This window comes from Thermococcus camini, assembly GCF_904067545.1.
GTDB lineage: Archaea > Methanobacteriota_B > Thermococci > Thermococcales > Thermococcaceae > Thermococcus > Thermococcus camini.
Map to the genome: position 1 here is coordinate 858,456 of NZ_LR881183.1, position 23,707 is coordinate 882,162.

Sequence of the window (23,707 nt, forward strand, 5' to 3'; positions counted from 1 at the left end):
TGGCACGTCCTGAACAGCCAGGCACTGCATTAGGCTTCTGAACCATTAACCATTTAAGGCGGAGGTTCCTAGGGGGCGTGGTGGGTTGGATGAGAAGGTACCATTGGAGGGCAATCCCGTTCATCCTGTTCATTATCCTGTCTGCTGTAGAGCCCGTTTTGGCCGAGCCGGCCTGGAGCTGGCACTACCACGATGACTGCATCGTCTTCTCGGCGGCATTCAACGACAACGGCGACCTGGGCCTTGGCTTTGGATACTACGCGATAATCCTAGGCCGCGATGGTGAGAGGCTTCTCCGTGCTCCCGTGAGGGGCTTTGCATACTCCTCCGCCCTGAGCGACAACGATACCCTCATCATCGGGACAGACGGCCACTGGATACAGTTCTTCGCTCCCGAGAAGGGGCTCGTGAACGAGTACAGGGCAGACGATGTTGTCTGGAGCGTTGATATAAGCCCCGACGGAAAGTACGCGGTTGCGGGGAGTGGCGATGGGAACGTTTATTTCTTCAGGGGAACCGAGCTTGCGTGGAAACACAACACGGGCGCCTTCGTGTGGAGCGTTGATCTCTCCGGAGACCAGGTGGTGGCGGGAAACGACAACGGCGACCTTGTGGCACTCCGCGCGGATGGCTCCGAAATCTTCTCGGCGCACCTAAACGGGACCATCAAGAAGGTCTCGGCCTCCCCGGAGAGGATAGTCGTCCTGGTGCTGGCCCCCGACGGGTCGTGGAGCGAGGTTGTCTCCCTCAACTGGAGGGGGGAACTCCTGTGGACGAAGCACTTCAACGGGAAGCTCATGGACATGTCCTTTGACGGCAGCAGCGTGGCCGTTGCGGGGGCCGTGAACAGCGTCATCCTGCTTGACGGGGATGGAAATGAGGTTTACTCCGTGCCGTTCCTGCTCGAGGCGTTCGACGTGGACACTGCGAGGGGCTACACGATAGTCGCCGGCGGGGACGACGCGTTCTTCATAGGGCCCGACGGGAACGTGCTCTGGGACTACTACCCGAACGAGACCGTTGAACGTGTGGCCATCTCGAAGGACGCCCGCTACCTGGCGGTCACCCACAGGGTTCACGGGAAGGACATCTGCGAGGGTACCGTTGATTTTGCCGTCCTTGGCGGGGGTTCTCCCACTGAGACGACAACTGGGGCAGAGGGTAAGAGTGACCTCGGAAACCCCCTCGTTGCCGGTGGAATACTGGCCCTCGTGGCGGCTCTAGCGGTGCTCATGTGGAGGGAGATGAGAGAGTGAGGGCCATAATAGAGGCTGTAAACCTGACCAAGCGCTACGGAGACTTCACCGCCGTCGATGGAATAAGCTTTGAGGTGAAGCGGGGGGAAATATTCGGATTCCTCGGCCCCAACGGAGCTGGCAAGACGACGACGGTCAGAATGCTCTCCACGCTGACTCCTATAACGGAGGGGGAGGCCTACATTGACGGCCACGACGTCCGTCGTGAAAAACTGGCCGTGAAGAGGAGTATCGGCGTTGTGCAGGACGTGTCGAACCTCTACGATGAGCTCACCGTGGAGGAAAACCTCCGCTTCCTGGCCAGGCTTTACGATGCTCCCATGGAGAACGTCTCCCGGCTGATAAAGGACTTCAACCTTCCGGCAAGGAAGAAGTTCGGGAAGCTGAGTTCTGGATACAAAAGAAGAGCAGCCATAGTGGCTGCCCTCATACACGAGCCACCGGTGATTTTCCTGGACGAGCCCACAGTAGCCCTGGACGTCCAGTCAGCTAAGATGGTTAGAGCAATGGTCAGGCTTCTCAACAAGGAGGGGAAGACGATATTCCTGACGACCCACAATATGGCGGAGGCCGAGACGTTGCCTCACAGGATAGCCATAATCAACAGGGGAAAGATAGTGGCTATAGGCGGAAGGAACGAGCTGAGGAAGCTGGTCGGGGGTGGAGTGAGGGTGCGCCTTCGCCTTGAGCCCCTGGGCAACAAACTGCTGCGCCTCCTCGAGCATTACTCGCCCAAACCGGACGGAGATTCAATTGTTGTAACCGTTGATGACACCGATAGGTTTCTCGATGAGTTCTGGCAATGGAAGGAAGAGCTTGGCTTCAGGGTTCTCCACCTCTCAACCGAGCTGCCCAGCATAGAGGAGGTGTTCCTTCAGCTGACCGAGAGCAACGAGGATCGCGAGAGACCCTGCACCTGTGGGGGGTGTCCGCTGTGAAGGTCGTCCCTATAATGGCCAAGGAACTCAGGGAGTACCTGCTCAAGCCGGGTTCGATAAGCTGGGGGCTGATATTCCCCCTCGTCTTCACGCTCTCCTTCATAGTCCGCTTCGGCGACATCGACCACCTCGCCCCGGGCCTGGTGAGCATCTCAGCCCTATTCGCCACGACTTCCTTCGTTGCCTCCTCCCTGATATTTGAGCGCAGGCTCAAGACCTTCGAGCGTCTCCTGCTGGCACCGGTGAGCTACGGCGAGATAATCCTCGCCAAGGTTCTGGTGGGGGCTCTCTTTGGGCTGATGGTGAGCCTCATAACCCTTGCCCTGGTGAGGTACTTCATGGTTTATCCCGTCTGGAGCTGGCCGCTGACGGTTGCTTTTGTGCTCCTTGCCAACCTGACCTTCTCCGCTTTGGGCGTCTACGTTTCTCTGGCCGTTGAGAACCCGATAAACGTCATGACTTGGCTCAACGTGATAAGGCTGCCGATGATATTCACAAGCGGCGCGCTGGCATCGCTGACGCTCTTTCCCGCGTGGTTCATGGCGATTGGTCTCCTGACCCCGATGACCTACTCCGTTGAGGGGCTCCGCTATGCCCTCCTAGGCTACTACGACGTGGTTCCACCGCTTTATTCGCTCTCCCTCCTGCTCCTGATAGCCCTGGGACTTATTCTCCTCTCAGTGAGAGCCCTGCGAAAGGCCTATTAGGGCTCTCCCCGTGACATCCTGTCCAGCTTGAGATAGAAGAAGAGGACTATCATGAACAGCGTGATGTAGTAGCTCCACCGGAAGGGTATGACGCCCATTATTCCAAGGGTGTAAATCACCGTGAGGACCAGAACCACGGCGAGCAGGATTCTGTAGAACGTCTTCCTCTCCATGCTCCCACCGTGGGAAAATAGGAGAGGGAGCTTTTAACGTTATTGAACCTAATAGATGTCCTCCTCCAGCACAAGGAACGCCGAGAAAACCTTAAACGCCAGACCCCTGGCCCTACCCTCCCTTTCAGCGGCCACTATGCTTTTCCCAGTCATCTCTGCTATTTCAACGTCGCTCCTTGACTTCGACCTCCTGGAGGCCCCAATGGCGACCTTGAATTCACCGTTCCCTGCTGGAGAGACCCGGACCCAATTCACTTTGACCTCCTCGGTCCCGGAAAGCCTCTCCAGGAGGAACGCTTCCAGCGCCCTTGCCGAAACGCCCTTTCCACCGCCCTCCTTGAGCTTTCCGGCGAGCTCTCCTATCCCCGCCTCACGGAGTATTCTCTCGACCTCCGCCTCCACCTTCTCCCTGTTTATCGCCGCGGTGTCCTTTCCACCGAGGGGCACCTCGAGAACCCTTCCTCCCCTGACGTGAGTCCTCGCCACTGGCACCTTCAGCACGGGTTTTCCGGGGGTTCTGGTCAGGCTGAGCTCCCTTATCACAACCCTGGTGTCGAAGCCGGTCTCCCGGGATATTGCCTCTGACAGAACCCGCGCCAGATTGGTTTTTTCCACTTCACCGGTCGAGAACGCCTCCACGTTCCCCCTAACGAGGAGTATGTCCCTGCCGGTTGCGCCGTACCTCACGGAAGCCTTCAGCTCGGCCTGTCCAACGGCAACACCGAGGGTCTTGTAGGCCCTTGACACCGCCTTGAGGAGGGCTTCCTCGAGGCGCAGGTAGACGTCGCTCGGGGCTTCGAGGGAGTATGAAAACTCCACCACCGTCGGGGTGTCCCGGGATTCGTCTTCCTGGAGGTGGTCGAGAAACTCGAACTTATCCAGTTCTACTATCTCGACGTTTCTCAGCTTCTCAGGGGGTTCGGTGTATTTCTTCACAATCCTGCCGCCCCCGTGGAGGAGAATCTTCTCCCCGGACGCCCTAACGAGAAGAAGCTTGTTCCCCATGTCTCCGAGCCTCTCAAGCAGTTCGTCGAGTTTAATCGAGTCGAGCGATTCGATCGCCCGCATGGTATCACCGTTGGTGTTATGTGCATTCGAGTATAAAACAGTTACCTCGGGAATGTGTTATGGCATTCATGGACAAAGAAGAAAAGTGGAAGGTTCAGCCCCCGGTCTCGGCCGTTGCGTTGCAGGCCAGGGGCTGGGGCTGAAGGTTAAAGACGTCGGGGTGGAGGTACTCCGCTATCTCCTCCAGCCCGTGCACTATCCTCGGCCCGGGCCTCACGACCAGGTTCTCGTCGCTGAGGACGTAGACCCTTCTGTTCTTCACCGCATCGACTTCCGCGAGGGGGCCGGAGCAGAGGTCTTCGGGCTTTATTCCCGCGTTGGGTGAGATTATTATGACCTCGGGGTTCCTGGCTATTATCTGCTCCTCGCTCGCCGCTCCCCAGCCGCTCACATCGCCGAAGATGTTCTCGCCGCCCGCGAGCCTTATGAGGTCATCGATGAAGGTTCCCTTGCCAGAGGTCCAGTAGCCGTTGTAATAGCTCAGGAGGAAGAAGGTCTTGACCTTTGGCTGGTCTGAGACCATGGAAGTGACGTAGGCTACTCTGGCCTTCATCTCGGCTACGACCGCTCTCGCGCCCTCCTCGCGGTTGGTTACTCTTCCGAGGAGCTCAAGGGCGTCGTAGACCTGACTTAGGTTCTTGGGGTCAATTACGACGACCGGCGCTATCTTCTCCAGGCTCCCGAGTATCTCCAGCGAGAAGCCGTCCGCGAGAATGAGGTCCGGCTCGAGCGATGCTATGGCCTCGAGGTTGGCGTACTTGCCGTAGCCGCCTATCCTGGTGATGTTCCTAACCGCCGGCGGGAAGTCATCGTAGTCGGTAACCCCGATGACCTTGTCGCCCGCACCTATGTAGAAGAGGCCCTCCGTTATGCTTGGAGCCAGGGTGACTATTCTCATAGGCTCGCTCTCGATGGTCACCTCCCTGCCCGCGAAGTCGGTCACGGTGAGCGGGTACTCGACCTTAAAGGCCTCCGGGTGGAGGAGCCTGGCAACGGTCTCAAGGCCCCTGACGACGCGCGGGCTCGGGTGTATCAGGTCGTTCTCGTTCTCGATGATGTAAACCATTCCATTCCTCGCGGCGCTGGTGCCGGCGAGCGGGCCGTTGTAGACGTCCTGGACGGTCATGCCACAGTGAGGGGTGAGGATTATGACGTCCGGGTCGCGCTCGATGACCTGCTCGGGACTCACCGTCGGCCAGCCGGTGGTGTCGTTGAAGATGTTGGTTCCCCCTGCGAGCTTTATGACGTCGCTTATGAAGGTTCCGCCGCCGGCGGTCATGAGCGGGTTGTTCCAGACGACGTAGAAGACCTTGAGCCTGGGCTCGTCCTTCACCGCCGAGCTTATCTCCTCTACCCCCGCCTGAAACTCTGCGGTTGTCCTCTTTGCCCCCTCTTCGGCGTTGAAGACTCTGCCTAAGAGGTCGACGGCCCTTGGGATGTCATCGATGCTGTGTGGATCGACCACGAGAACAGGGGCTATCCTCTGGAGGTCTTCGAGGATCGTCATGGAGTAACTGTCCACCAGTATCAGGTCTGGGTTGAGCGATGCTATCACTTCAAGGTTGGCGTACTGGCCGTAACCGCCCACGCGGGTGACGTTGGCAACTCCTGCTGGAAAATCATCGAAGTCCGTAACCCCAACGACTCTGTCAAAGAGACCGAGGTAGTAGAGGTCCTCTGTGATGCTCGGGGCCAGCGTCACAACGCGCTCAGGGGGTTTCTCAATCGTGAGGGTTCTGTTGGCGAAGTCCGTTACGGTTATTGGATAGTACGGCTTCTCGGTCTCGGTGGGTATGGTAGTCGTTTCGGTTGGAGTCTTGCTCGGGGTAGTGCTGGGAGTCGTTCTCGGAGTGGTTGATGTCCCTCCACCGTTCAGACAGCCCGAGGCAACGACGGCTCCGATGAGGAGCACCAGGAGCAGAAGGGCGGTTCTCTTCATTGCTCATCACCTGGATTAATTGTCCATCACTGGTTTGGCTGGGGGTATATAAAGTTGTTGGATATTTTTGCCACGGAGGTTAGAAGAGGGGAACGTAAAGTTGCCTGCGCGGGAAACTCAGCCGCGGCCTTTCCCTATCCTGAATATATCCACCCGCGTGATGATGCCGGTTATCCTGCCCTCCCTGTTCTGGACGAGAACAGCTGGGTGCTCCTCCAGGAGGTACTTGACGACCTCCAGGTCTTCGTCCTCGTTCACTATCGGGAACGGCTCTTCCATGACCTCCATAACCTTGTGGTCGTAGATGTCCTCGTACTCGAGGCTCTGCCTGACGAGGGTTCTCTCCGTGACGGAGCCAACGACCTTGTTGCCCGCTATGACCGGAATCTGGGATATGTTGTGTTCGTTCATGAGCTTTATAACGTTCTCAACGCTGTCGTAGGGTTTGACTGAGAGAACCGGGGATGACATGACGTCCCTCGCAGTCAGCTGGGCCTTCTTACACTCGAGCAGAGCCTGGAGGATTCGGTTGAAGGTCGAGAGTCGCGGGTCCACCTTTCCGGTCTCCAGCTTGGCGATGTACGCCTGCGTGACCCCTGCCTTCTCCGCAAGCTCCTCCTGGGTTATTCCGAGCTCCTTGCGAATTCGCCTTATCTCCTGCGGTTCTATCGGTCGGGGAATTATCACCATAAATAACCACCGATTATGTCGGCTTCTCAGAAACTAACTCCCGCCCTCCCGGTTATAAGCCTTCCTCAGAAGTGCATCGAATTGTGGGCCGGGTACAGAGGCCCGCGTTCATTCGCTCGCGCGGGTGGATGCTCCCGGCCCTGTGGGCTCGGCGTGAGCACGCTCCGCTCACGGAACCCGGTGCCTCGCGGAGGCGGGTTGACCGAGCCCATGAGGAGACGCATTGTCCCCTCACTGTCGGCGATTTGTTCTATGACCGACCACCTTAAAAACCTGAGCCTCAGCCGGTGGAGATTAGTATTACCCCGAGAACTGCCAGGATCAGTCCCTCGAGTATCCTCCTGTTGGGCGGTTCTTTGAGGACTAATATCGCCAGGGTGGAGGCTATTATGGGGTTTATAGCCGAAACGGGGGCCGATATCTGGGAGCCCACGAGGTTTATCGAGTAGACGAAGAGGTACTGCCCGAGGAGCAGGCCGGTGGCCGCGGCGCCGGTCAGGAGGAGCGCTTCCCGGAGGGTTATCCTCCTCAGCTCACCCGCGTACCTCGGCAGGAACAGCGACACGGCCAGGGCCGCGAACATCATTCTTATCCCCGCGAGTGTGAGCACGTCCACGTAACCTGTGAGCCAGTCCATGGTGAGTATCGCGAAGCTCCATGAGATTGGGGCTAAGATCGCGAAGAGAAATCCCTTTGGGTTTATCCTCTCTTCCTCCTCCGCCTTCCTCACGACCACTATCGCGGAAACCACCAGCGCGGCGCCCACTATTATCTGGGCACTTACATCTCTCCCGAGGAAGAGGAAGGCCCACAGTATGGCCCACAGCGGGTAGGTGGAGGTTATCGGGACGGTTCTTGAGACGCCCATCATCTTGAGGGCGTTGAGGTAGAAGTAGTCGCCTATGACGAAGCCGAAGGCACCGGAGATGAACGCGACCGCGAGCAGCTTTGCCGGCAGCTCGGCGACCTTCGAGAAGGTGCCGTTTATCAGGAAGATGGCCACAAACATCGCTGAGACGGCGTAGAGGCGGAATATGTTGGCTGCCACCGGGCTCTTGTCCCGCATTCCGGCTTTTATCAGTATCGTCGATGCCGCCCACGAGAATGCCGATGCCAGCGCCGCCAAGACTCCGAGGATTAAGCCGTCCATGTTGATGAGGGCGGGTACTTAGTTTAAAAACTTAGCGTTTAGATGCTCGACGAAATGCCGTCAAAGTTATTAAACCTCCCGCAGAATTGGAATGGATGATGACCTCGGCATATCTGACGTCAGGATGATGACGATCTTGAGTGCTGATTCGTGAATGCAATAGAAAAAAGGAATCAGCGGAGGATTATGTTCAATCTCCGCATGTTGATCGCGATTCCGTACTCCCTGGACACGTCCTTGATGACCCGCTGAATCGTCGCCGCTATGTCCTGCTTTATTTTTTCGTCGGAGACTCCGGAGAACGAACCGAAGAGGCCTCCAACGTTTTCCCTGAGGAAGCTGGCCTCGATATCAACGTAAACGGTGGAACCCTTGATTTCGTGGTTGAGTTTGAGCCATTTGAACGTGACGCGCGGGACGAGCTTGAGCTCCGCGTGAACCCTGTTCTTTAGGGTCTCCACTGCGGGTTCTATGCGGCTCTTCAGCATGGTTTCCTCGCTTTCCTTCTTCTTTTCCTCCGTGAGGACGGAGAGCTCATCTATTCCAGCCTGTTTAAGGAGCTGCTCGACCTCCTTCTCCAGGAGTTCCTTCTTGGCGATTATCTCCGCGGCCTTGCCGCTGGTCTCAACGGCCACAGGGACAGCTGCAGAACCTGAGACACTCGCCTTTGACACCGTTTCAACCTCTATGCTGTGAACGGTTATATAGCGCTTCAGACTTCTTCCGAGCTCCCTTGCGTGCCTGTTCAGGATGTCCTTGACTATTCTCTGGACGGAATCCTTGGTCATACCGGTCTCAACCACGAGGGACAGGTTTATCTCGAACTCCTTCCGGCCCCTGATGTCGAAGTGGGCCTTGTCGATCTTTATCCCCGCGCTTTCTATCTCCGTCACAACGGTCCTGGCGTAGGCGCTGAAGTACGGCCACACGTCCTCAAGAACGGACAGGGAAATCCTCCCGTCCTTTGTGACGTTTCCGGTCTTCTTCTTGTCCCTGTCCACTATCTCCTGGGGCTTGAGCTCCTGGCCGTCGATGATTATGCCCACATCCCTAATTATCGGCTTTATCTCGGCCTCCCTGAGGAGAACGGGGGCGTACTTGCTAACGGCGTGGAGCATCCTCTTCTCCGCCACTTCTATGTCCCTTGAATCGCCGGTGGAGTTTCCGTGGATGTGGACGTTAAGATAGACAACGCCCTCTCCCACGCTGGCATCGAACTCTATTCTGTTTATTGTAAGACCCTTTATCCTCTTGGCCTCCTTGAGGAGGTCCTCTGCATAGACCTGGAATGCCTTCTCAGGTATGCTCCCACCGGTCAGGTTGACCACAACCTCGGGCTTCCCCGCAGGGGTTGGGGCGGGCTTGGGCTTTTCTGCCTCCACCGCCAGGGGCTGGGAGGTCACCGCGGCTCCCACCGTTGCTGCCATCGCTGCCCCCCTCTCAGCGGGTTCCTCCCTCTTTGCGGGCTCTGCGGGAGGCCCCTCGCCGGGGACTTTGAAGAGTTCATCCAGCGGGACTTTTGGGGTCTGAGTGTATGCGTCGATATTATCCGCCACGGACAGTTTGAGCTCGAGTTCATCGAGGGTATAAACGTCAACGACCATTGGTTTGCCAACGGATGACTTCAGCACCCTGATTGCTTCCTCTCCCGAGAGGTTCTGCTTCGTGTCAACCACGAGGCACTCCGCTGCGAGCACCTTTGACCTGTCAAGGAGGACGGTTATGTAGTACTTACCTTCTGCGCTCCTGGCAAATATCTTTAGAAAAGCCCCGTTGCCCTGGGAAAGCGCCTTCTGAATGAGCGCTCCCAGCTCCCCTGCGGAGGTTGCTACCACGTTCTCCATGAATGGCCCCTTGTCTGGCAGCTGCATATCCATCACCATTAGCTATATATATCCCTCAGCCAAAAAATCCCAGAGAGGAATTCACCGTCCTAGTATATCGGCGCTTGTATTTAAACATTATTGTGCAAAAAGGTGGGGAACATGCGGGTGCTGGTACTCGGAGGCGGGGCAATCGGCCGTGCGATAGCCGAATCCCTGAGAGGGGAGTTTGAGGTGGTGGTTATAGAGAAGGATGAAATCCGTGCCAAGGCCCTTGAGGAGAGCGGGTTCCAGGTCATCAACGGGGACTTCTCATACACCGCCACCCTCCTGAAGGCGGGAGTTGACAAAGCCGAGCTCGTCATAATAACCACAATGAACGTTGATGTAATCAGAAAAACCGTCTACGTGATAAGGACCAACAACAAAGACGTGCCGATCGTTACGGTTCTTCCCGACGATGTTGGCCTGGATGACCTCGTCTCCCAGATAAACGAGGAGTACGAGGCGGAGGTTAAGGTTGACTACGCAGTCTCGCCCAGGAACGCCCTTAAAGAGGCCTTGATCAGAACGGTCGAGAGGATCGGCGAGCGGAAAAACGCTAACCTACTCGTCAGGAAGCTCAAGGAGCTCAGGAACCAGGCAGATTCCCTTCTGATAGTCATGCACGACAACCCCGACCCTGACGCAATAGCCAGCGCCACGGCCTTGAGCGTCATAGCCCAGACCCTCGGCTTCAAGACCCAGATAGTCTACGGCGGCGAGATAGCGCACCACGAGAACAGGGCCTTCGTGAACCTGCTCGGCGTCGACCTCAGGAAGGTTTCCAGAGGCTCCTACGAGCTGAAGCGCTACCCGTTCATAGCCCTCGTGGACTGCCAGCCGAACGGAAACCTCACGACCCTTGATCAGTCAGATTACAGGAAGATAAAGATACTCATCGACCACCACCAGATACTCCAGCACCTTCAGGAACTCATCCCCGAGGACGCGTTCCTCGACATACGGCCCGATGTCCACTCCTCCGCCGCGATCCTCGCCGAGTACCTCAGGATGCTCAACATCTCCCTGTCTCCCCTCATGGCCACCGCCCTCTTCTACGGCATTTACATCGACACCAAGAAGTTCTCCAAGCTGAGCCATGTCGACCTCAGGGCCATCGAGTTCCTGGCGGGCAAGGTGGACTACGAGCTCCTTGACAAGATAGAGCACCCGGACATAAGCACCGAGACGGCGGAGATACTGGCGAAGGCAATAATGAACAGGCGCATCTACAAGAACGTTGTCGTCAGCAACGTGGGCTTCATCACCAACCGCGACGCCATAGCGGAGTCAGCAGATTTTCTCCTCCGCCTGGAGGGCATAACCACGGTCCTTGTCTTTGGCATAGTGGACGACAGAATAGAGATTTCCGCCAGGACCCGCGACGTCAGGGTGAACATCGGGGCGGTCCTCAGGGAGGCCTTCGGCGACATAGGAAGCGGTGGCGGCCACTCCCAGTCGGGTGGGGCGAGAATCCCGCTTGGAATTTTCAAGCTTGCCAAGGACAAGGGCTCGCTCCTCAGGCTGGCGGAGGAGGCCATAACGGAGAAGTTCCTGGAGGCGCTAAAAGTTAAAGAAGGCTGATCACTCTTCTTTTGCCTTTACGAGTATTATATCACCTATCGCGGTAACCCTGTTGTAGGGCACGCCGACCTTTTCACCCGGCAGTCCAAGGGCTAGCACCTTTCCCTGGCCCCGGTCAATATCGATCAGAATCTCGTCGACGTAGCCGACGTAGTAGCCCCTGGTGTTGTATATCTGCTTCCCGTAGAGCTTTGAGAGGCGCATCACCATTTTAATCACCGGAATAGGTTGTTGGTGGACGTATTTAAACGTTACCTCCTGGGAATGCTCCTGGCCACCTCAAAGGCCCACCTTGCAAATACCGCGAAGAACGCCAGCACTGCCCCCATGACCCCAACGACGAACAGGCTCGCAACGGCCCCCTCAGTGCCCTGGAGGGGTTCGTACCCTTTGAAGACCAGCATTGCCACGGCGAAGCCACCGAAGTAACTGAGCGGGACGAGGAACATGTCCAGGTAGCTGGAGGGGCCAACGATAATCATGACCGCCATGACGACGGCTATGAATGCGTACGCCCCTGAGGGGCCGACGTCCCTTACCGTCCACAGACCCGCCAGCAGGGAAGTGGCCAGGAACCCCATGGGGAACGCGTATGCAGAGGCCCCGACGTTAGCGGGGTATCTGAGGCCCAGCAGGACTCCCGCGAGCAGGCCGACGTATATCAGATACACGAACCCCTCGTTTCCAGCCCCGGGCGAGTACATGGCCACCGCTACCGCAAAGCCTATGAACGAACCCACCCCTGCCCAGGCAAGGAGCGACCTCCAGTTTACATCCCGCAGGTTCATGATTTCACGACCTTTATCGTTATCTTTGAGCCGTCCTGAAGGTTCAGCTTCTCCCTGAGGTAGGTAGGGGCCACTATTTCCGCTATCTTCGGTGGATGGACCGTCCGCGAGGGGATAACTATTGCACCCTCGGCGTCCCCTATCCTAACCCGGTATGCTTTGACGTCTCCGAAGGTCCTTCCATCCTTCACGAATCCCGGAAGGATGACCGGCCTGACGCCGCAGAGGGCATCAAACACCGTCCTCGGGAAGATAACGCGGATATTCAGCGTTCCTGGATACGGTTTGAAGCCCAGGTACTCCTCGATTAACTGGGAGTACTGCCTTACGTAATATGCCCCTTCCCCTATTCCAGAGATAACCTCGCCGATTATAACGCCGTTGTAAAGAACGCCCGATATGGCATCGCAGAGTTCCTCCAGAAAGGCCAGACCGTTGGGGCTTATCTCGACGTATGTTTTCTTCCCCTCGACGGACTTCTCTATGAATCCCTCCCCCTCCATGTCCTCGAGGAGCCTCAGAACGGACTGCGGGGAAACCCCGAGCTCATCGCCCAGATCCCTCAGCGTCACCTTGACCTTCTCTCCAATAGCCCCCCTTCTGGCCAGCAGGATGAGCAGTTTTATCCTCTTCATAGCGTTTCCCTCTTCGACAGTCTGTCAGCGAGCCTGAGCGGTTTGGGATAACCCCCCTCGAGCAGCGGCTCAATGATTCTCACTGCGGATTCCAAGTCGATTAAATGGCCGACGCTTACATAAGCTTTTCCCATCCGTCTGAACGAGCCCTCCGGCGCACCCCTCAGCGGCCCTTTGGCAACGCCTATGGCTGGCCGTCCGACCAGCAGACCGATGTGGGAAGCCAGTCCGTAGCCGCGCGGGTGCGCCCTTCCATGTCCTTCGACGAGTAGAACATCGAACTCCTCACCACGGAGCACCAGGAGAACCGGCCTGGTTTCTCTCAGGAAAAAATATGTGGGAATGTACGGGAACGTGACATCGACCATGGCTGTTTTTGAGCCCAGAACCTCGCAGTCGGGGAAGGTGCAGAGAACTAGGGCCGCCCTTGCCCGGTTCTCCCTGTACGATACGTCTACTGCGGCGACAACCTGCACACTATCAGGGTCAACGGGTCTCTCCACGACCCTTCCTGCGAGTTTCATCTGGGCCGCGGCGATCCTCTCAAGTTTTTCTTGCAATTCTGCAACCACATAATCACCGAATTATATTTTTATGTGATCATTTCATCCGTTTGCCCCGTCTTCCCGTTTTTCCAGCACTCCTGCCGCGAGATCGAGCTTTATCTCCAGACTCCTGCTCAGCTTTGCCCTCATAAGGTCCTCGAGGGTCCTTTCAAGGATGTTCCTTGCCTGGTCCTGCTTTCCCCTTACGTTTACGAGGCCCTTTGGATATTCCAGCGTCATCAGCTCCTCGTAGGTCTTCTCCATGGTGCGGTAGGTTCTCTCCGCCTCTTCGAGGCTCCCGTCGAGGAGGAGCAGCAGGAAGTGCCTCCTGAGTTCACCTATGAAGTCCCCGATACCGAGGGCGTAGTCGGCGTGGGGCACGCCAAGCTCTCCCGGCGAGGGATAGTCCTTTCCGGTCATGTACGCGAAGAACAGGCTGGCCTCAACGAACTCCTGATGGGCGTTCTGGACGTAGCCTGTGTGGTAGAGGTCTGGGTGATCCTTCAGCTTCCTCCGCAGCTCCTCGACCTTCTCGCGGACGAGTCTCAGCCGTTTCTCAGCCTCCCCAATCTCCCCCCTGTGCAGGGCCTTTATCGTGTCCCCGCTCATCCTGACTATCTCCCTCGTCAGTCTCAACGCCTCCTCCCTGAGCGAATCCTTCTCATCGAGAACCTCTCTAATCTCGGCTATTATTTTCTTCAGCTCCATGATCTCACCGGAAGAAGTTCGACAAAGGGGTTAAAAATGTGGGCTCGGCCCATCTCCATCCATCATCGGCGGCCGGACGGCGTCCTCCGGCGGTCCGGAGGGCGAGCCCTGTCCGCCCGGCATCGTCGCACCCGCTCATCGCTGCCCGAACGCTCCCGGGACCGGGCCACCGGGCGTCGTCGGATGCTCGTACGAATTATTTTCGGGGAAAATTTTAAGGGTTTCGGGATAAATAACTGACAGGAATATTCGGCTCTCGAATTCATGCCGAAAAGTATATAAATGGATGCACAGACCCGACCATACAAACCCTGAGAGGTGACGCTCATGGCTGAGAAGGTCAGGAACATAGTTGTTGAGGAGCTTATGAGGACCCCCGTTGAGATGCAGAAGGTCGAGCTCGTTGAGAGGAAGGGAATAGGCCACCCTGACAGCATTGCTGACGGCATAGCCGAGGCCGTCAGCAGGGCGCTCAGCAGGGAGTACGTGAAGAGGTACGGCATCATCCTCCACCACAACACCGACCAGGTGGAGGTCGTTGGTGGAAAGGCCTACCCGCGCTTCGGCGGCGGTGAGGTCATCAAGCCGATATACATCCTTCTCTCCGGAAGGGCCGTTGAGATCGTTGACCGCGAGCTCTTCCCGGTTCACGAGGTTGCCATTAAAGCCGCCCGCGAGTACCTCAAGAAGGCCGTCAGGCACCTCGACCTTGAGAACCACGTCGTCATCGACTCCCGCATCGGACAGGGCAGTGTGGACCTTGTCGGTGTCTTCAACAAGGCCAAGGAAACCCCGATTCCGCTCGCCAACGACACCAGCTTTGGAGTCGGCTACGCTCCTCTCAGCGAGACCGAGAGGATTGTTTACGAGACCGAGAAGCTCCTCAACAGCGACGAGTTTAAGAAGAAGTACCCCGCCGTTGGTGAGGACATCAAGGTCATGGGCCTCAGGAAGGGCGATGAGATAGACATCACCATCGCGGCCGCCATGGTGGACAGCGAGGTTGCCGGTCCGGACGAGTACATGGCCGTTAAGGAGGCCATCTACGAGGCTGCCAAGGGCGTCGCCGAGGCCCACACCGAGAGGAAGGTCAACATCTACGTCAACACCGCCGACGACCCGGAGAAAGGCATCTACTACATAACCGTCACCGGAACCAGTGCGGAAGCTGGAGACGACGGTAGCGTTGGAAGGGGCAACCGCGTTAACGGCCTCATCACCCCGAACAGGCACATGAGCATGGAGGCTGCTGCCGGAAAGAACCCTGTCAGCCACGTTGGAAAGATATACAACCTCCTCTCGATGCTCATCGCCAGCGACATCGCCGAGCAGGTTGAGGGAGTGGAAGAGGTCTACGTCAGGATACTCAGCCAGATAGGCAAGCCCATTGACGAGCCGCTCGTCGCGAGCGTTCAGGTTATCCCGAAGAAGGGCTACAGCCTCGAGACCATCCAGAAGCCGGCCTATGAGATAGCCGACGCCTGGCTCGCCGACATAACGAAGATACAGAAGATGATTCTCGACGACCAGCTCAACGTCTTCTGATCCTTTTCTCTTTCAAAGTTTTCTAAGCCTGAGATCGGATCGGGAGTTTAAAAGTTTTGGAAGAAGCCTCAGACGGCAGGGTAGCCGCTCTGCTTGAGGACCCTTATGAGCTTCGCCTCTTCGAGGGCTATGGCGACCTTCTCCTTCTTGACCTTCGCAAGCTGGGAAGCGGCGGCCTTCTTCTGGCGGGCCATCCTCACGAGGCGGGCCTCCTCAAGGGCGAGGAGCTCCTTCCTTTTCTTAACAACCTCAAGCCTCTTCTGAAGTAGGGTGGATTTCAACCTCTCCATAGATATCACCTAAACTCTTAGGCGCTCCCGGTCCTTATAAGGTTTTCGATAAATGCTACATGTACATTCGGCAATCGACGGAAGACAAGGATATAAGCCCCAGCGCGTATCTCGCACCCGGTGAAGCGTGGATGATAATAGCGGTAACCGGAACGCCGGGAGTAGGTAAAACCACGGTTTCAAAGCTCCTCAGCGAGAAGCTTGGCTACGAGTACGTGAGCGTCAAAGACTTCGCCTTCGAGCGGGGTATCGGCGAGATGGTGGGCGAGGAGCTGGAGATAGATGTCGATGAACTGGCCGAAGCCATGTCACGGGAGTTTCACGGGAGGGATGTTGTGATAGACGGCCACCTCAGCCACTTTGTACCGGCGGACGTCGTAATAGTCCTCCGTGCCAATCCCAAGCTCGTTGTTGGGAGACTGATGGAGCGGGGCTACTCGAGGGAGAAGCTCGCCGAGAACGTCGAGGCGGAGCTGGTGGATGTCATCCTGGTCGAGGCCCTCGAGGAAAACGAGAACGTTCTGGAGATTGACACGACTGGAAAGACTCCCGGCGAGGTTGTGGAGGAGATATCCGAACTCCTTGAAAGGGGAATTAAAAGGCGGTTCGGAATCGTTGACTGGAGCGGCGTGTATGACGAGGTGCTGCCATACCTGCGGCTGGGGAGTGGTCGGATGTGAGCGCTCTCCTATGGCTCAAGGTTATTCTCGTGATTGCGTTTGTTACGTGGCTCTTCTCCGCTGCGGGCTACTTTATCTTCGGGATTCCCGGCCTGATAGGGGCACAGGTTCTCTCTGTTGTGGTTCATTCCTGGATGTACATGTATGGTGATGAACTTGTGCTCAGGTGGTACAGGGCCCGGATTCTTCCCAGACGGGATTACGCATCCATCTACGAAATCGCCGAGCGCCTCGCCTCCCGCGCCGGGATCCCGACCCCGGACCTTGCCCTGATTCCAACGGGCACCCCAGACGTGTTTTCCACAGGAGGCAACCAGAAGCGGAGCGTTATCGTTCTCACCCACGGCATCCTCCACACCCTCGAGTCAGACGAGCTTGAGGCGGTCATGTCCCATGAGATCGCCCACATACTCTCCGGTGAAACCCCCATTCAGACCCTCACCGTCGTGATGGTGGGTTCGGTGGTGGGATTTGCTTACTGGCTGGACGCTCTCATCCATCCCGCGGACAGTGTCGGGAGGGGGGCTGGGGATTACAGGGGTGGCCTCATGCTCACTGCACCCATTGCCGCGGGGATACTGCATTTTGTACTGGGTCGGGAGCTTGAGTACCGCGCGGACGCCATGGCGGCGGAGATAAGCGGCAGGCCCCTTTCCCTCGCCAGCGCCATGTTAAAAATGGAACGCGCAATCTCGTTCAGGCCGATGAAGTGCGGAAATCTAGCCGCCGCCCCCCTCTTCATCGTGAACCCGTACCGCGGGGAGTTTGCGGACCTAGTCTCCACCCACCCTCAAACGGGAAAGCGCGTCGAGAGGCTTATGAAGCTGGCGGAGGAGACAGGGGCGTACTCGTGAGGAGGTGGTAACGTGAGGATCGTGGCCATCACGGACATCCACGGAAACCGGGGCAAGGTTGGAAAGCTCGTGGAGGTCCTTCGTGGGATGGACTTTGACATCCTGGCGGTGGCGGGAGACCTAACTCATTTTGGAGGTGCTGAGAGGGCCCGCGAGGTCCTGACCCCCCTACTGGAGCTGAAGAGGCCCGTGGTTGCGGTTCACGGCAACTGCGATGGGCAGGACGTTCCCTCGTTTCTGGAGGGGATAGGGATATGGGCCCACGACAGGCACGTTGAAATCGGGGGCGTTGGAATCGCCGGCATCGGAGGCTCAAACATAACACCGTTCCGCACGTTCTGGGAGCTCACGGAGGACGAAATTGAAGGAATTCTGGAGCGGAACTACCGCGACGGGGACGTGATACTCTCCCACGTACCCCCGAAAGATACGAATGCAGACCGCGTTCATTCGGGCCTCCACGTGGGAAGTCCCGCACTGAGGGGGTTTATAGAGAGGAAAGAACCCCCGCTCGTTCTCACCGGCCACATCCACGAGGCGAGGAGCGTCGATAGAATCGGCGGAACAGTGATCGTGAACCCGGGTCCCCTCTTCAGGGGGTACTACGCCGTTGTGGACTATGATGTGGAAAAGAAGAGGGTGGATGGTGTGGAGCTGGAGCGGCTTTAAGCCTCAGACCAGCCCTTTCTCCTTCAGAACTTTTTCCATCCTGGCCATGGCCTCTTCAAGCTGCTCGTAGGCCGTCGCGTAGCTTATCCTGATATAGCCCTCGCCGGCGTTTCCGAATGCGCTTCCCGGAACAACCGCGACCCTTGCCTCCTTAAGCATCAGCTCGCTGAACTCCTTGCTGCTCAGACCTGTGTCCCTGATGCGCGGGAAGATGTAGAACGCTCCCTTGGGCTTAACCGTCGGAAGTCCCATCTCGTTCAATCTCTTCCACACGAGGTTCCTCCTGCGGTCGTACTCCTGCCTCATCTCCTCGACGGCTTCCCAGCTGCGCTCGTCTTTCAGGGCCTTCGTCGCCGCGTACTGGGCGAAAGTAACGGGACAGGTGGCGTTGTACATCTGGAAGCGCGCCATTTTCTCAATTATCCAGGAGGGGGCCGCGACAAAGCCGAGGCGCCAGCCGGTCATGGCGAAGGTCTTGGAGAATCCGTTTATGGTTATCGTGCGCTCGAACATGCCGTCGAGAGAGGCTATGCTGTGGTTCTTGACGCCGTCGTAGACGAAGTGTTCGTAGACCTCGTCGCTGAAGACGATGAGGTCGTGCTCAACGGCGAAATCTGCTATCTCCTCGAGATCCTTCTTGGTGAGAACTGCTCCAGTCGGGTTGTTGGGGCTGTTGATGATGAGCGCGCGGGTCTTCTCGCTCACATGCTTCTCAAGGTCGTCCACGCTCAGCCTGAATTCGTTCTCCTCGTAGGTCGGCACCTCAACGGGCTTTCCGCCCGCCAGAATGACGGCCGGGGCATAGCTGACGAACATCGGGCTCGGAATGAGGACCTCCTCGCCCTCCTTGAGGAACGCGGCGAGGCCCAGAATGAAAGCCTGGTTGGCGCCCACGAGGATCATTATCTCGCTCCTCGGGTCAGCCTCGATGCCGTTCTGCTTCCTGAGCTTCTCTGATACGGCCTCGCGGAGCATCATGATTCCCGCGTTCGGGCTATAGTGGGTCATTCCCCTGTCAAGGGCCTCCTTGGCATACTCCTTGATATGTTCGGGGGTATCGAAGTCCGGTTCGCCGATTCCGAGTGAGATGAGACCCTCAACGCCCTGGGCGAGGTCGAAGAGCTTCCTGATCTCAGAAGGATTGACGAGTTCCAGCCTGTCGCTCAGCGCCATAAGCATCACCGCTCTTCCTTAGGGACAATGTTTATAACTTTACCTCAACGAAAAGATGTTCATCGAAGTGCTGAAAATAGCATGAAAGAACCTAAAGGGTCATTGAGAGAGCAACTCTAACACAGATCCCATAAAGCTCGTGACGCCCTACGGGAGGACTTTAACACCCCTCCTTCTGGCCAGTTTCCTGAACTTGGAGTCGAACGTTATTAAAACGCCCTTTTCAATGGCACGGACTAAAATCATGGCGTCGTTGAAGCGGGAGAGTGAAAGTTTCTCAGCCTTTAGCAACTCAAGGGCTCTCCTCACGATTTCGGGATCATCTTTAAGCCCTCTGAACCTCGGGTCATCGAGGTATCCCCTCAGAACTTCCCGCGTCTCATCAACGGAAAACCCGTTGTTCTTGAAGAACCAGACGAACTCCTGAAGGACTATCGGGGGTATATACCACGTATCGAGGGACTCCAGAACTTTTTCGGCCTCTATGTGAAACTCCGAGTCCTCGAATGTGTCATAGATGAGGACGTTGGTATCTATCACTCCATGCATTCCTTCATGCCCTCCTCGATGGCCTTCTCTATTTCCTCCGGAGGAAGTTTTCTTCCAATCCTGAGCCTCTTTCTCTTCCTCTCCAGCCTTTTCAGGACTATCCTGTCGCCTTCAAGGTGAACTTCGAGGAGCTCCCCCTCCCTTATTCCGAGCGCCTTTCTAATCTCCGCCGGAATCGTTATCTGGTAGTTTCGGGTTACTTTGGTAACGTTCATAGGAGGCTCACCTTCGTAGTAGATTTGTCAGCGTACTATATTAACCTTTCCACACCGCGAACCCTTCAACCACCAGGACATCCAGTCCGGCCGTTTGGAACGTTCTCAGCGCATCCTCAGGTGAGCAGACTATCGGCTCACCGTGCATGTTGAAGCTGGTATTTAGAATCGCGCCCAGGCCTGTCTCCCGCTCGAAGGCTTTGATTACCTTGTAGTAAACGGGGTTGATTTCCCTCCTCACAGCCTGCGGCCTCGTTGTACCGTCCACATGGACAACGGCGGGGGCAACTTCCCTGAACTCCTCGCTCGCCGTGTAGCTCATGGTCATGAACTCGTTTGGTCTTCCGCCAAGGTCTTCAAGGTATCCTTCGGCTTTCTCCCAGAGCAGCGAAGGTGCAAATGGCTGGAAGACGTCGCGCTTTAAAGCCACGTTGAGCCTCTCCTTGATCCCCTCGTTCCTCGGGTCCCCCAAAATCGAGCGGTTGCCCAGGGCCCTCGGTCCGAACTCCATCGCCCCCTGGAAGAAGCCAACGAGCTTCCCATCAACGAGAGCATCTGCAACGAGGCTCGGGACATTATCTATCTCCTCAAACTCAACGCCCTCCCTCGCCAGGAACTCTTCAACCTCTTCCCTCCTGTAGGACGGGCCGAGGTAAACGTGCTCCAGTCTGGAGGGCCTCCACTTCCCGTCGAGCCTCTCGAACTGGGCCTTCACAAAAACCGCGGCGCCGAAGGCCAGACCGCCGTCGTCCATCGCCGGAAAGACCCACAGGTTATCGTCCCCGAAGATGTGCCTCAGCACGGCGTTGGCCTTGACGTTCTGGGCAACTCCACCTGCGTAGGCAAGGGGAAAGCTCTTAGACCTCAGCCTCAACCCCAGCTCCTCCATCAGCTTCTCTAAGTGTGCCTGAGCACTCGCTGCTATCTCTATGGCCTTTTTCTGGAGCTTGCCCTCAAGCCTTCCCCTCTTCATCTGAAGGGCTATCTCTCTGGCGTGTCTGAGGGGGTAATCAAAGAGCTCTGCGAGCTTCCTCGTCGCTTCGACTCCAATTACTCCGAGATGGTTGTTGAAACTCAGCCCGCTGAGTTCTATTATTGAGCTAAGGTCGTAAGAGGGTTTCCCGTATGCGGCCAGGCTCATAACCTTGCCCTCGTGTCTCATCGGCTTGAATCCCAAAAGCTCGGTAACGGAGGCGTAGAAGTCGCCGAGGGAGTCGAGATAAGTACTCTGGGCTATCCTGATCATTTCGCCGTCTCTCGCAATATAAATTGAGGAGCTCAGCCCGTCTCCCGCGGCGTCTATGCTTACTGCGAGGGCATCACGCCATCCGGAGGTGTAGTAGGCACTCGCGGAGTGGGCCAGGTGATGCTCGACGAAGATGACTTTCTTCTTGAAGTCTGCTCCGAATATTCCCCTGAGGTTCTCCTCCAGCTCAAGCAGGCGTTTCTGCTTCCTGAATATGCCAGCGACCGCTATGGCTTCCACATCCTCCGGCGATGCCCCTGCCATTTCGAGGACTTTCGCCACGCTCATCCCTGGGAAGCCGCGGTACTTCTTGATCCTGTTCAGCCTCTCCTCATTTACCGCGAATATCCTTCCGCCGTCTATCAGCACCGCACCGGCGTCGTGACCGTCGTGGATTCCGAGTATCATGGTGGTTCGTTCGATGTTCGTTTTTTAAACGTTAGGGGAGGGAAGAATTTAAAAATGCCGCTCGATGAATACATTTGAAGGAGGTGGAACCATGAAGAGAGTTGCTGCACTCCTCGCGGTTTTGATGGTGGCTCTGGTTCCATTTGCCGGGGCCGCGGGCGCTACCACCTGGAGCTACAAGAACTTTATCAAGCAGTCCGTGGCCTGGTACTACCTCTACCAGGACAAGGAGAGGACCTTCAACGAGCTTTACAACCTCAGCGTTCAGATGAACGTCAGCAACGAGACCCTCACCCTCGCTCTTGAGCTCTACAACAACGCCACCGCCCAGTACGACCAGGCCCTCACCTACGGCATCCCCAAGGACACCAGAACCCTCAGCTGGGTTGTCTTCAGCGTCCACATAAGGAAGGCATACATCTACGCCAGCCGGGCCGTTGACGTCCTCGAGCAGGCCCTCAAGGAGCTCGAATCCCAGAACGCCTGATCCTTCTTTTTGCTCCTTTTATGATAAAATCAGAAGAAAAATCTGGGGCTGGGGGCTCAGTAGGTTCTCGCGAACCTTGCTATGAACTTGGCCTCCCTGCCGCAGACGGGACACTTCTTGCCCTCAGGGGCTTTGGCCTTCTCCTCTGGGTAGGGCGTTCCGAGCATCTTGGCGTCGAGGGCTTCCTCCATCTCAAGACCGCAACTCTCCTCGCCACACCAGGGGATCTCAACAATGCCGCGTCTGTCTTCGAAGACAGCCTTGGCCTCCTCTATGGTCTCGACGCGCTTTATGTGGCTCTCAAGGAACTCCTCGGCGCGTTTGTGGAGGTTCTCGTGGATCGCGTCCAGGGTCTTTCTGACCTCCTCGACGATTCCCTCGCGCCCCACCACGAGCTTCTCAAGGGTGTCGCGCCTCGCAAGAACGGCCTTCCTGCCGGCAACGTCCCTCGGGCCGACCTCTATGCGAAGGGGAACTCCCTTGAGCTCCCAGTCGTAGAACTTCCTGCCTGGCCTTATGTCGCGCTCGTCGATGTGAACCCTTATTCCCGCTGCCCTCAGCTCCTCCGCTATCTCCCCCGCGTAGGCGAAGACGTCAGCCTCGGCGTCCTTCTTGGGAATCGGGACTATAACCACCTGTATCGGAGCTATTGTGGGAGGCAGAACCATTCCCCTGTCGTCTCCGTGTATGGCTATGACCGCCGCCAAAAGGCGCTCGCTCATTCCGAAGGTGGTCTGGTGGGCGTACTCGTGGTCCCCGCTCTCGGTCTCGTACTGGATGTTGTAGGCCTTCGCGAAGTTTTGTCTATAGTTGTGCATGGTTCCAATCTGGAGCGTCCTGCCGTCGGGCATCATGACCTCGGCGCCGAGGGAGTAGTAGGCGCCGGGGAACTTGTCCCAGTCAGGTCTCTTGGAGATTATGTACGGTATCGCAAGGAACCTCGCGAGGTTGTCGAATATCTCGAGGTCCTCCTTTATCTGTCTCTCCGCGTCCTCAAAGCTGTCGTGGGCGGTGTGGGCCTCGAAGAACCTGCTTATCTCGCGGACGCGGATGAGGGGCCTTGTATGCTTCGTTTCGTAGCGGTAGGTGTTGACAATCTGGTAAACTTTGAAGGGAAGGTCCGCGTGAGAGCGTATCCAGAGCGAGAACATCGAGTACATAGCGGTCTCGCTCGTTGGTCTGAGGATCAGCCTGATATCGAGCGGATCGTGGCCCGCGTGGGTAACCCAGAAGACCTCCCCCTCAAAGCCGGCTATGTGCTCGGCTTCCTTCTGGAACTCGGTTTCGGGGATGAGCGCCGGGAACAGAACCTCATCGTGGCCCGTTCTCTCCATCTCGGAGTGTATGAATCTCTCAATGCTCCTCATGATTTTCAACCCGTACGGGAGCCAGATGTTCATTCCCTTGACGGGATAACGCTTGTCCTGGATTCCAGCGGTCTCAATAAGCTCGTTGTACCACTCACTGAACTCCTCGCTCCACTTCTTCCTCTCCACCTTACCCATCTACACCACCTAAAGGGAGAAACCGGAAAAGTTTTTAAGT

At 57.0% G+C, this 23,707-nt stretch carries 26 protein-coding genes; 9 read left to right on the forward strand and 17 right to left on the reverse strand.

Annotation, left to right across the window (positions count from 1 at the left end; genetic code table 11):
- The first annotated feature begins 89 nt into the window (after nt 1–89).
- From TIRI35C_RS04630 to TIRI35C_RS04640, 3 genes are read left to right on the forward strand one after another with little or no spacing between them, the layout of a single operon-like run.
- Nucleotides 90–1,256 (forward strand): WD40 repeat domain-containing protein, encoded by a 1,167-nt coding sequence (locus tag TIRI35C_RS04630; RefSeq protein ID WP_343044046.1) that lies wholly within the window; start codon nt 90–92, stop codon nt 1,254–1,256.
- Entirely contained in the window at nt 1,235–2,194 is a 960-nt protein-coding gene (locus tag TIRI35C_RS04635) for an ABC transporter ATP-binding protein (protein ID WP_246454680.1), read from the forward strand. The genes TIRI35C_RS04630 and TIRI35C_RS04635 overlap by 22 nt, the downstream gene beginning before the upstream one ends.
- Nucleotides 2,191–2,901 carry an ABC transporter permease gene (locus tag TIRI35C_RS04640; protein WP_246454681.1) on the forward strand — a complete coding sequence of 237 codons (711 nt, stop codon included), beginning with the start codon at nt 2,191–2,193 and terminating at the stop codon, nt 2,899–2,901. The genes TIRI35C_RS04635 and TIRI35C_RS04640 overlap by 4 nt, the downstream gene beginning before the upstream one ends.
- Here TIRI35C_RS04640 and TIRI35C_RS04645 read toward each other — a convergent pair.
- The 6 genes from TIRI35C_RS04645 to TIRI35C_RS04670 form a co-directional block, all read right to left on the reverse strand.
- Nucleotides 2,898–3,074: a hypothetical protein gene (locus tag TIRI35C_RS04645; RefSeq protein WP_188201924.1), complete on the reverse strand. Its 177-nt coding sequence runs from the start codon at nt 3,072–3,074 to the stop codon at nt 2,898–2,900. The two genes, TIRI35C_RS04640 and TIRI35C_RS04645, sit on opposite strands and share 4 nt — an antisense overlap.
- 48 nt (nt 3,075–3,122) lie before the next feature.
- Nucleotides 3,123–4,142, reverse strand: coding sequence for a hypothetical protein (locus TIRI35C_RS04650; protein WP_188201925.1), 1,020 nt, complete (start codon nt 4,140–4,142; stop codon nt 3,123–3,125).
- Between the two features lie 94 nt (nt 4,143–4,236).
- On the reverse strand, nt 4,237–6,081 hold the full coding sequence (locus tag TIRI35C_RS04655) for an ABC transporter substrate-binding protein (protein ID WP_188201926.1): 1,845 nt from the start codon (nt 6,079–6,081) through the stop codon (nt 4,237–4,239).
- Between the two features lie 117 nt (nt 6,082–6,198).
- Nucleotides 6,199–6,771 (reverse strand): CBS domain-containing protein, encoded by a 573-nt coding sequence (locus tag TIRI35C_RS04660; RefSeq protein WP_188201927.1) that lies wholly within the window; start codon nt 6,769–6,771, stop codon nt 6,199–6,201.
- A 280-nt stretch (nt 6,772–7,051) separates the two neighbouring features.
- A complete protein-coding gene (locus TIRI35C_RS04665; RefSeq protein ID WP_188201928.1) occupies nt 7,052–7,921 on the reverse strand; it encodes a DMT family transporter in 870 nt (289 codons plus the stop codon).
- 173 nt (nt 7,922–8,094) lie between these two features.
- Nucleotides 8,095–9,792, reverse strand: a complete 1,698-nt coding sequence (locus TIRI35C_RS04670; protein WP_188203027.1) for a DUF2226 domain-containing protein — start codon at nt 9,790–9,792, stop codon at nt 8,095–8,097.
- 114 nt (nt 9,793–9,906) lie between these two features.
- Here TIRI35C_RS04670 and TIRI35C_RS04675 point away from each other — a divergent pair, with 114 nt between their 5' ends.
- Nucleotides 9,907–11,370: a DHH family phosphoesterase gene (locus tag TIRI35C_RS04675; RefSeq protein WP_188201929.1), complete on the forward strand. Its 1,464-nt coding sequence runs from the start codon at nt 9,907–9,909 to the stop codon at nt 11,368–11,370.
- On the opposite strand, the gene TIRI35C_RS04680 is transcribed toward TIRI35C_RS04675, so the two are convergent.
- The 5 genes from TIRI35C_RS04680 to TIRI35C_RS04700 form a co-directional block, all read right to left on the reverse strand.
- Nucleotides 11,371–11,580: a PRC-barrel domain-containing protein gene (locus tag TIRI35C_RS04680; protein WP_188203028.1), complete on the reverse strand. Its 210-nt coding sequence runs from the start codon at nt 11,578–11,580 to the stop codon at nt 11,371–11,373.
- 41 nt (nt 11,581–11,621) lie between these two features.
- Nucleotides 11,622–12,158, reverse strand: a complete 537-nt coding sequence (locus TIRI35C_RS04685) for a hypothetical protein (RefSeq protein ID WP_188201930.1) — start codon at nt 12,156–12,158, stop codon at nt 11,622–11,624.
- On the reverse strand, nt 12,155–12,793 hold the full coding sequence (locus TIRI35C_RS04690; RefSeq protein WP_188201931.1) for a DUF120 domain-containing protein: 639 nt from the start codon (nt 12,791–12,793) through the stop codon (nt 12,155–12,157). The genes TIRI35C_RS04685 and TIRI35C_RS04690 overlap by 4 nt, the downstream gene beginning before the upstream one ends.
- Entirely contained in the window at nt 12,790–13,317 is a 528-nt protein-coding gene (locus TIRI35C_RS04695; protein WP_188203029.1) for an endonuclease V, read from the reverse strand. The genes TIRI35C_RS04690 and TIRI35C_RS04695 overlap by 4 nt, the downstream gene beginning before the upstream one ends.
- Nucleotides 13,318–13,398: 81 nt before the next feature.
- Nucleotides 13,399–14,046, reverse strand: a complete 648-nt coding sequence (locus TIRI35C_RS04700) for a translin family protein (RefSeq protein ID WP_188201932.1) — start codon at nt 14,044–14,046, stop codon at nt 13,399–13,401.
- Nucleotides 14,047–14,373: 327 nt separating this feature from the next.
- Between TIRI35C_RS04700 and TIRI35C_RS04705 the strand changes: the two genes are divergently transcribed.
- Nucleotides 14,374–15,591 carry a methionine adenosyltransferase gene (locus tag TIRI35C_RS04705; protein ID WP_188201933.1) on the forward strand — a complete coding sequence of 406 codons (1,218 nt, stop codon included), beginning with the start codon at nt 14,374–14,376 and terminating at the stop codon, nt 15,589–15,591.
- Between the two features lie 68 nt (nt 15,592–15,659).
- Here TIRI35C_RS04705 and TIRI35C_RS04710 read toward each other — a convergent pair whose 3' ends face one another.
- Nucleotides 15,660–15,881, reverse strand: a complete 222-nt coding sequence (locus TIRI35C_RS04710) for a hypothetical protein (RefSeq protein WP_188203030.1) — start codon at nt 15,879–15,881, stop codon at nt 15,660–15,662.
- Between the two features lie 131 nt (nt 15,882–16,012).
- On the opposite strand from TIRI35C_RS04710, the gene TIRI35C_RS04715 reads away from it, so the two are divergent.
- Genes TIRI35C_RS04715 through TIRI35C_RS04725 form a run of 3 tightly spaced genes read left to right on the forward strand, consistent with a single transcriptional unit; the run spans nt 16,013 to nt 18,084 of the window.
- Complete coding sequence (locus tag TIRI35C_RS04715) at nt 16,013–16,561, forward strand: adenylate kinase family protein (protein WP_188203031.1); 549 nt, start codon at nt 16,013–16,015, stop codon at nt 16,559–16,561.
- Entirely contained in the window at nt 16,558–17,415 is an 858-nt protein-coding gene (locus TIRI35C_RS04720; RefSeq protein ID WP_188201934.1) for a M48 family metalloprotease, read from the forward strand. The genes TIRI35C_RS04715 and TIRI35C_RS04720 overlap by 4 nt, the downstream gene beginning before the upstream one ends.
- 12 nt (nt 17,416–17,427) lie before the next feature.
- On the forward strand, nt 17,428–18,084 hold the full coding sequence (locus TIRI35C_RS04725; RefSeq protein ID WP_188201935.1) for a metallophosphoesterase: 657 nt from the start codon (nt 17,428–17,430) through the stop codon (nt 18,082–18,084).
- A 3-nt stretch (nt 18,085–18,087) separates the two neighbouring features.
- Here TIRI35C_RS04725 and TIRI35C_RS04730 read toward each other — a convergent pair whose 3' ends face one another.
- The 4 genes from TIRI35C_RS04730 to TIRI35C_RS04745 form a co-directional block, all read right to left on the reverse strand.
- Nucleotides 18,088–19,257 carry a pyridoxal phosphate-dependent aminotransferase gene (locus tag TIRI35C_RS04730; protein ID WP_188203032.1) on the reverse strand — a complete coding sequence of 390 codons (1,170 nt, stop codon included), beginning with the start codon at nt 19,255–19,257 and terminating at the stop codon, nt 18,088–18,090.
- A gap of 147 nt (nt 19,258–19,404) precedes the next feature.
- Nucleotides 19,405–19,806 carry a PIN domain-containing protein gene (locus TIRI35C_RS04735; protein ID WP_188201936.1) on the reverse strand — a complete coding sequence of 134 codons (402 nt, stop codon included), beginning with the start codon at nt 19,804–19,806 and terminating at the stop codon, nt 19,405–19,407.
- Nucleotides 19,794–20,021, reverse strand: a complete 228-nt coding sequence (locus TIRI35C_RS04740) for an AbrB/MazE/SpoVT family DNA-binding domain-containing protein (protein ID WP_188201937.1) — start codon at nt 20,019–20,021, stop codon at nt 19,794–19,796. Before TIRI35C_RS04740 ends, TIRI35C_RS04735 begins: the two co-directional genes overlap by 13 nt.
- A gap of 40 nt (nt 20,022–20,061) precedes the next feature.
- On the reverse strand, nt 20,062–21,675 hold the full coding sequence (locus tag TIRI35C_RS04745; RefSeq protein WP_188201938.1) for a carbamoyltransferase family protein: 1,614 nt from the start codon (nt 21,673–21,675) through the stop codon (nt 20,062–20,064).
- A 91-nt stretch (nt 21,676–21,766) separates the two neighbouring features.
- On the opposite strand from TIRI35C_RS04745, the gene TIRI35C_RS04750 reads away from it, so the two are divergent.
- Nucleotides 21,767–22,162 carry a pyrolysin gene (locus TIRI35C_RS04750; RefSeq protein WP_188201939.1) on the forward strand — a complete coding sequence of 132 codons (396 nt, stop codon included), beginning with the start codon at nt 21,767–21,769 and terminating at the stop codon, nt 22,160–22,162.
- 56 nt (nt 22,163–22,218) lie between these two features.
- Here TIRI35C_RS04750 and proS read toward each other — a convergent pair whose 3' ends face one another.
- On the reverse strand, nt 22,219–23,667 hold the full coding sequence (proS, locus tag TIRI35C_RS04755) for a proline--tRNA ligase (protein WP_188201940.1): 1,449 nt from the start codon (nt 23,665–23,667) through the stop codon (nt 22,219–22,221).
- Nucleotides 23,668–23,707: the final 40 nt, after the last annotated feature.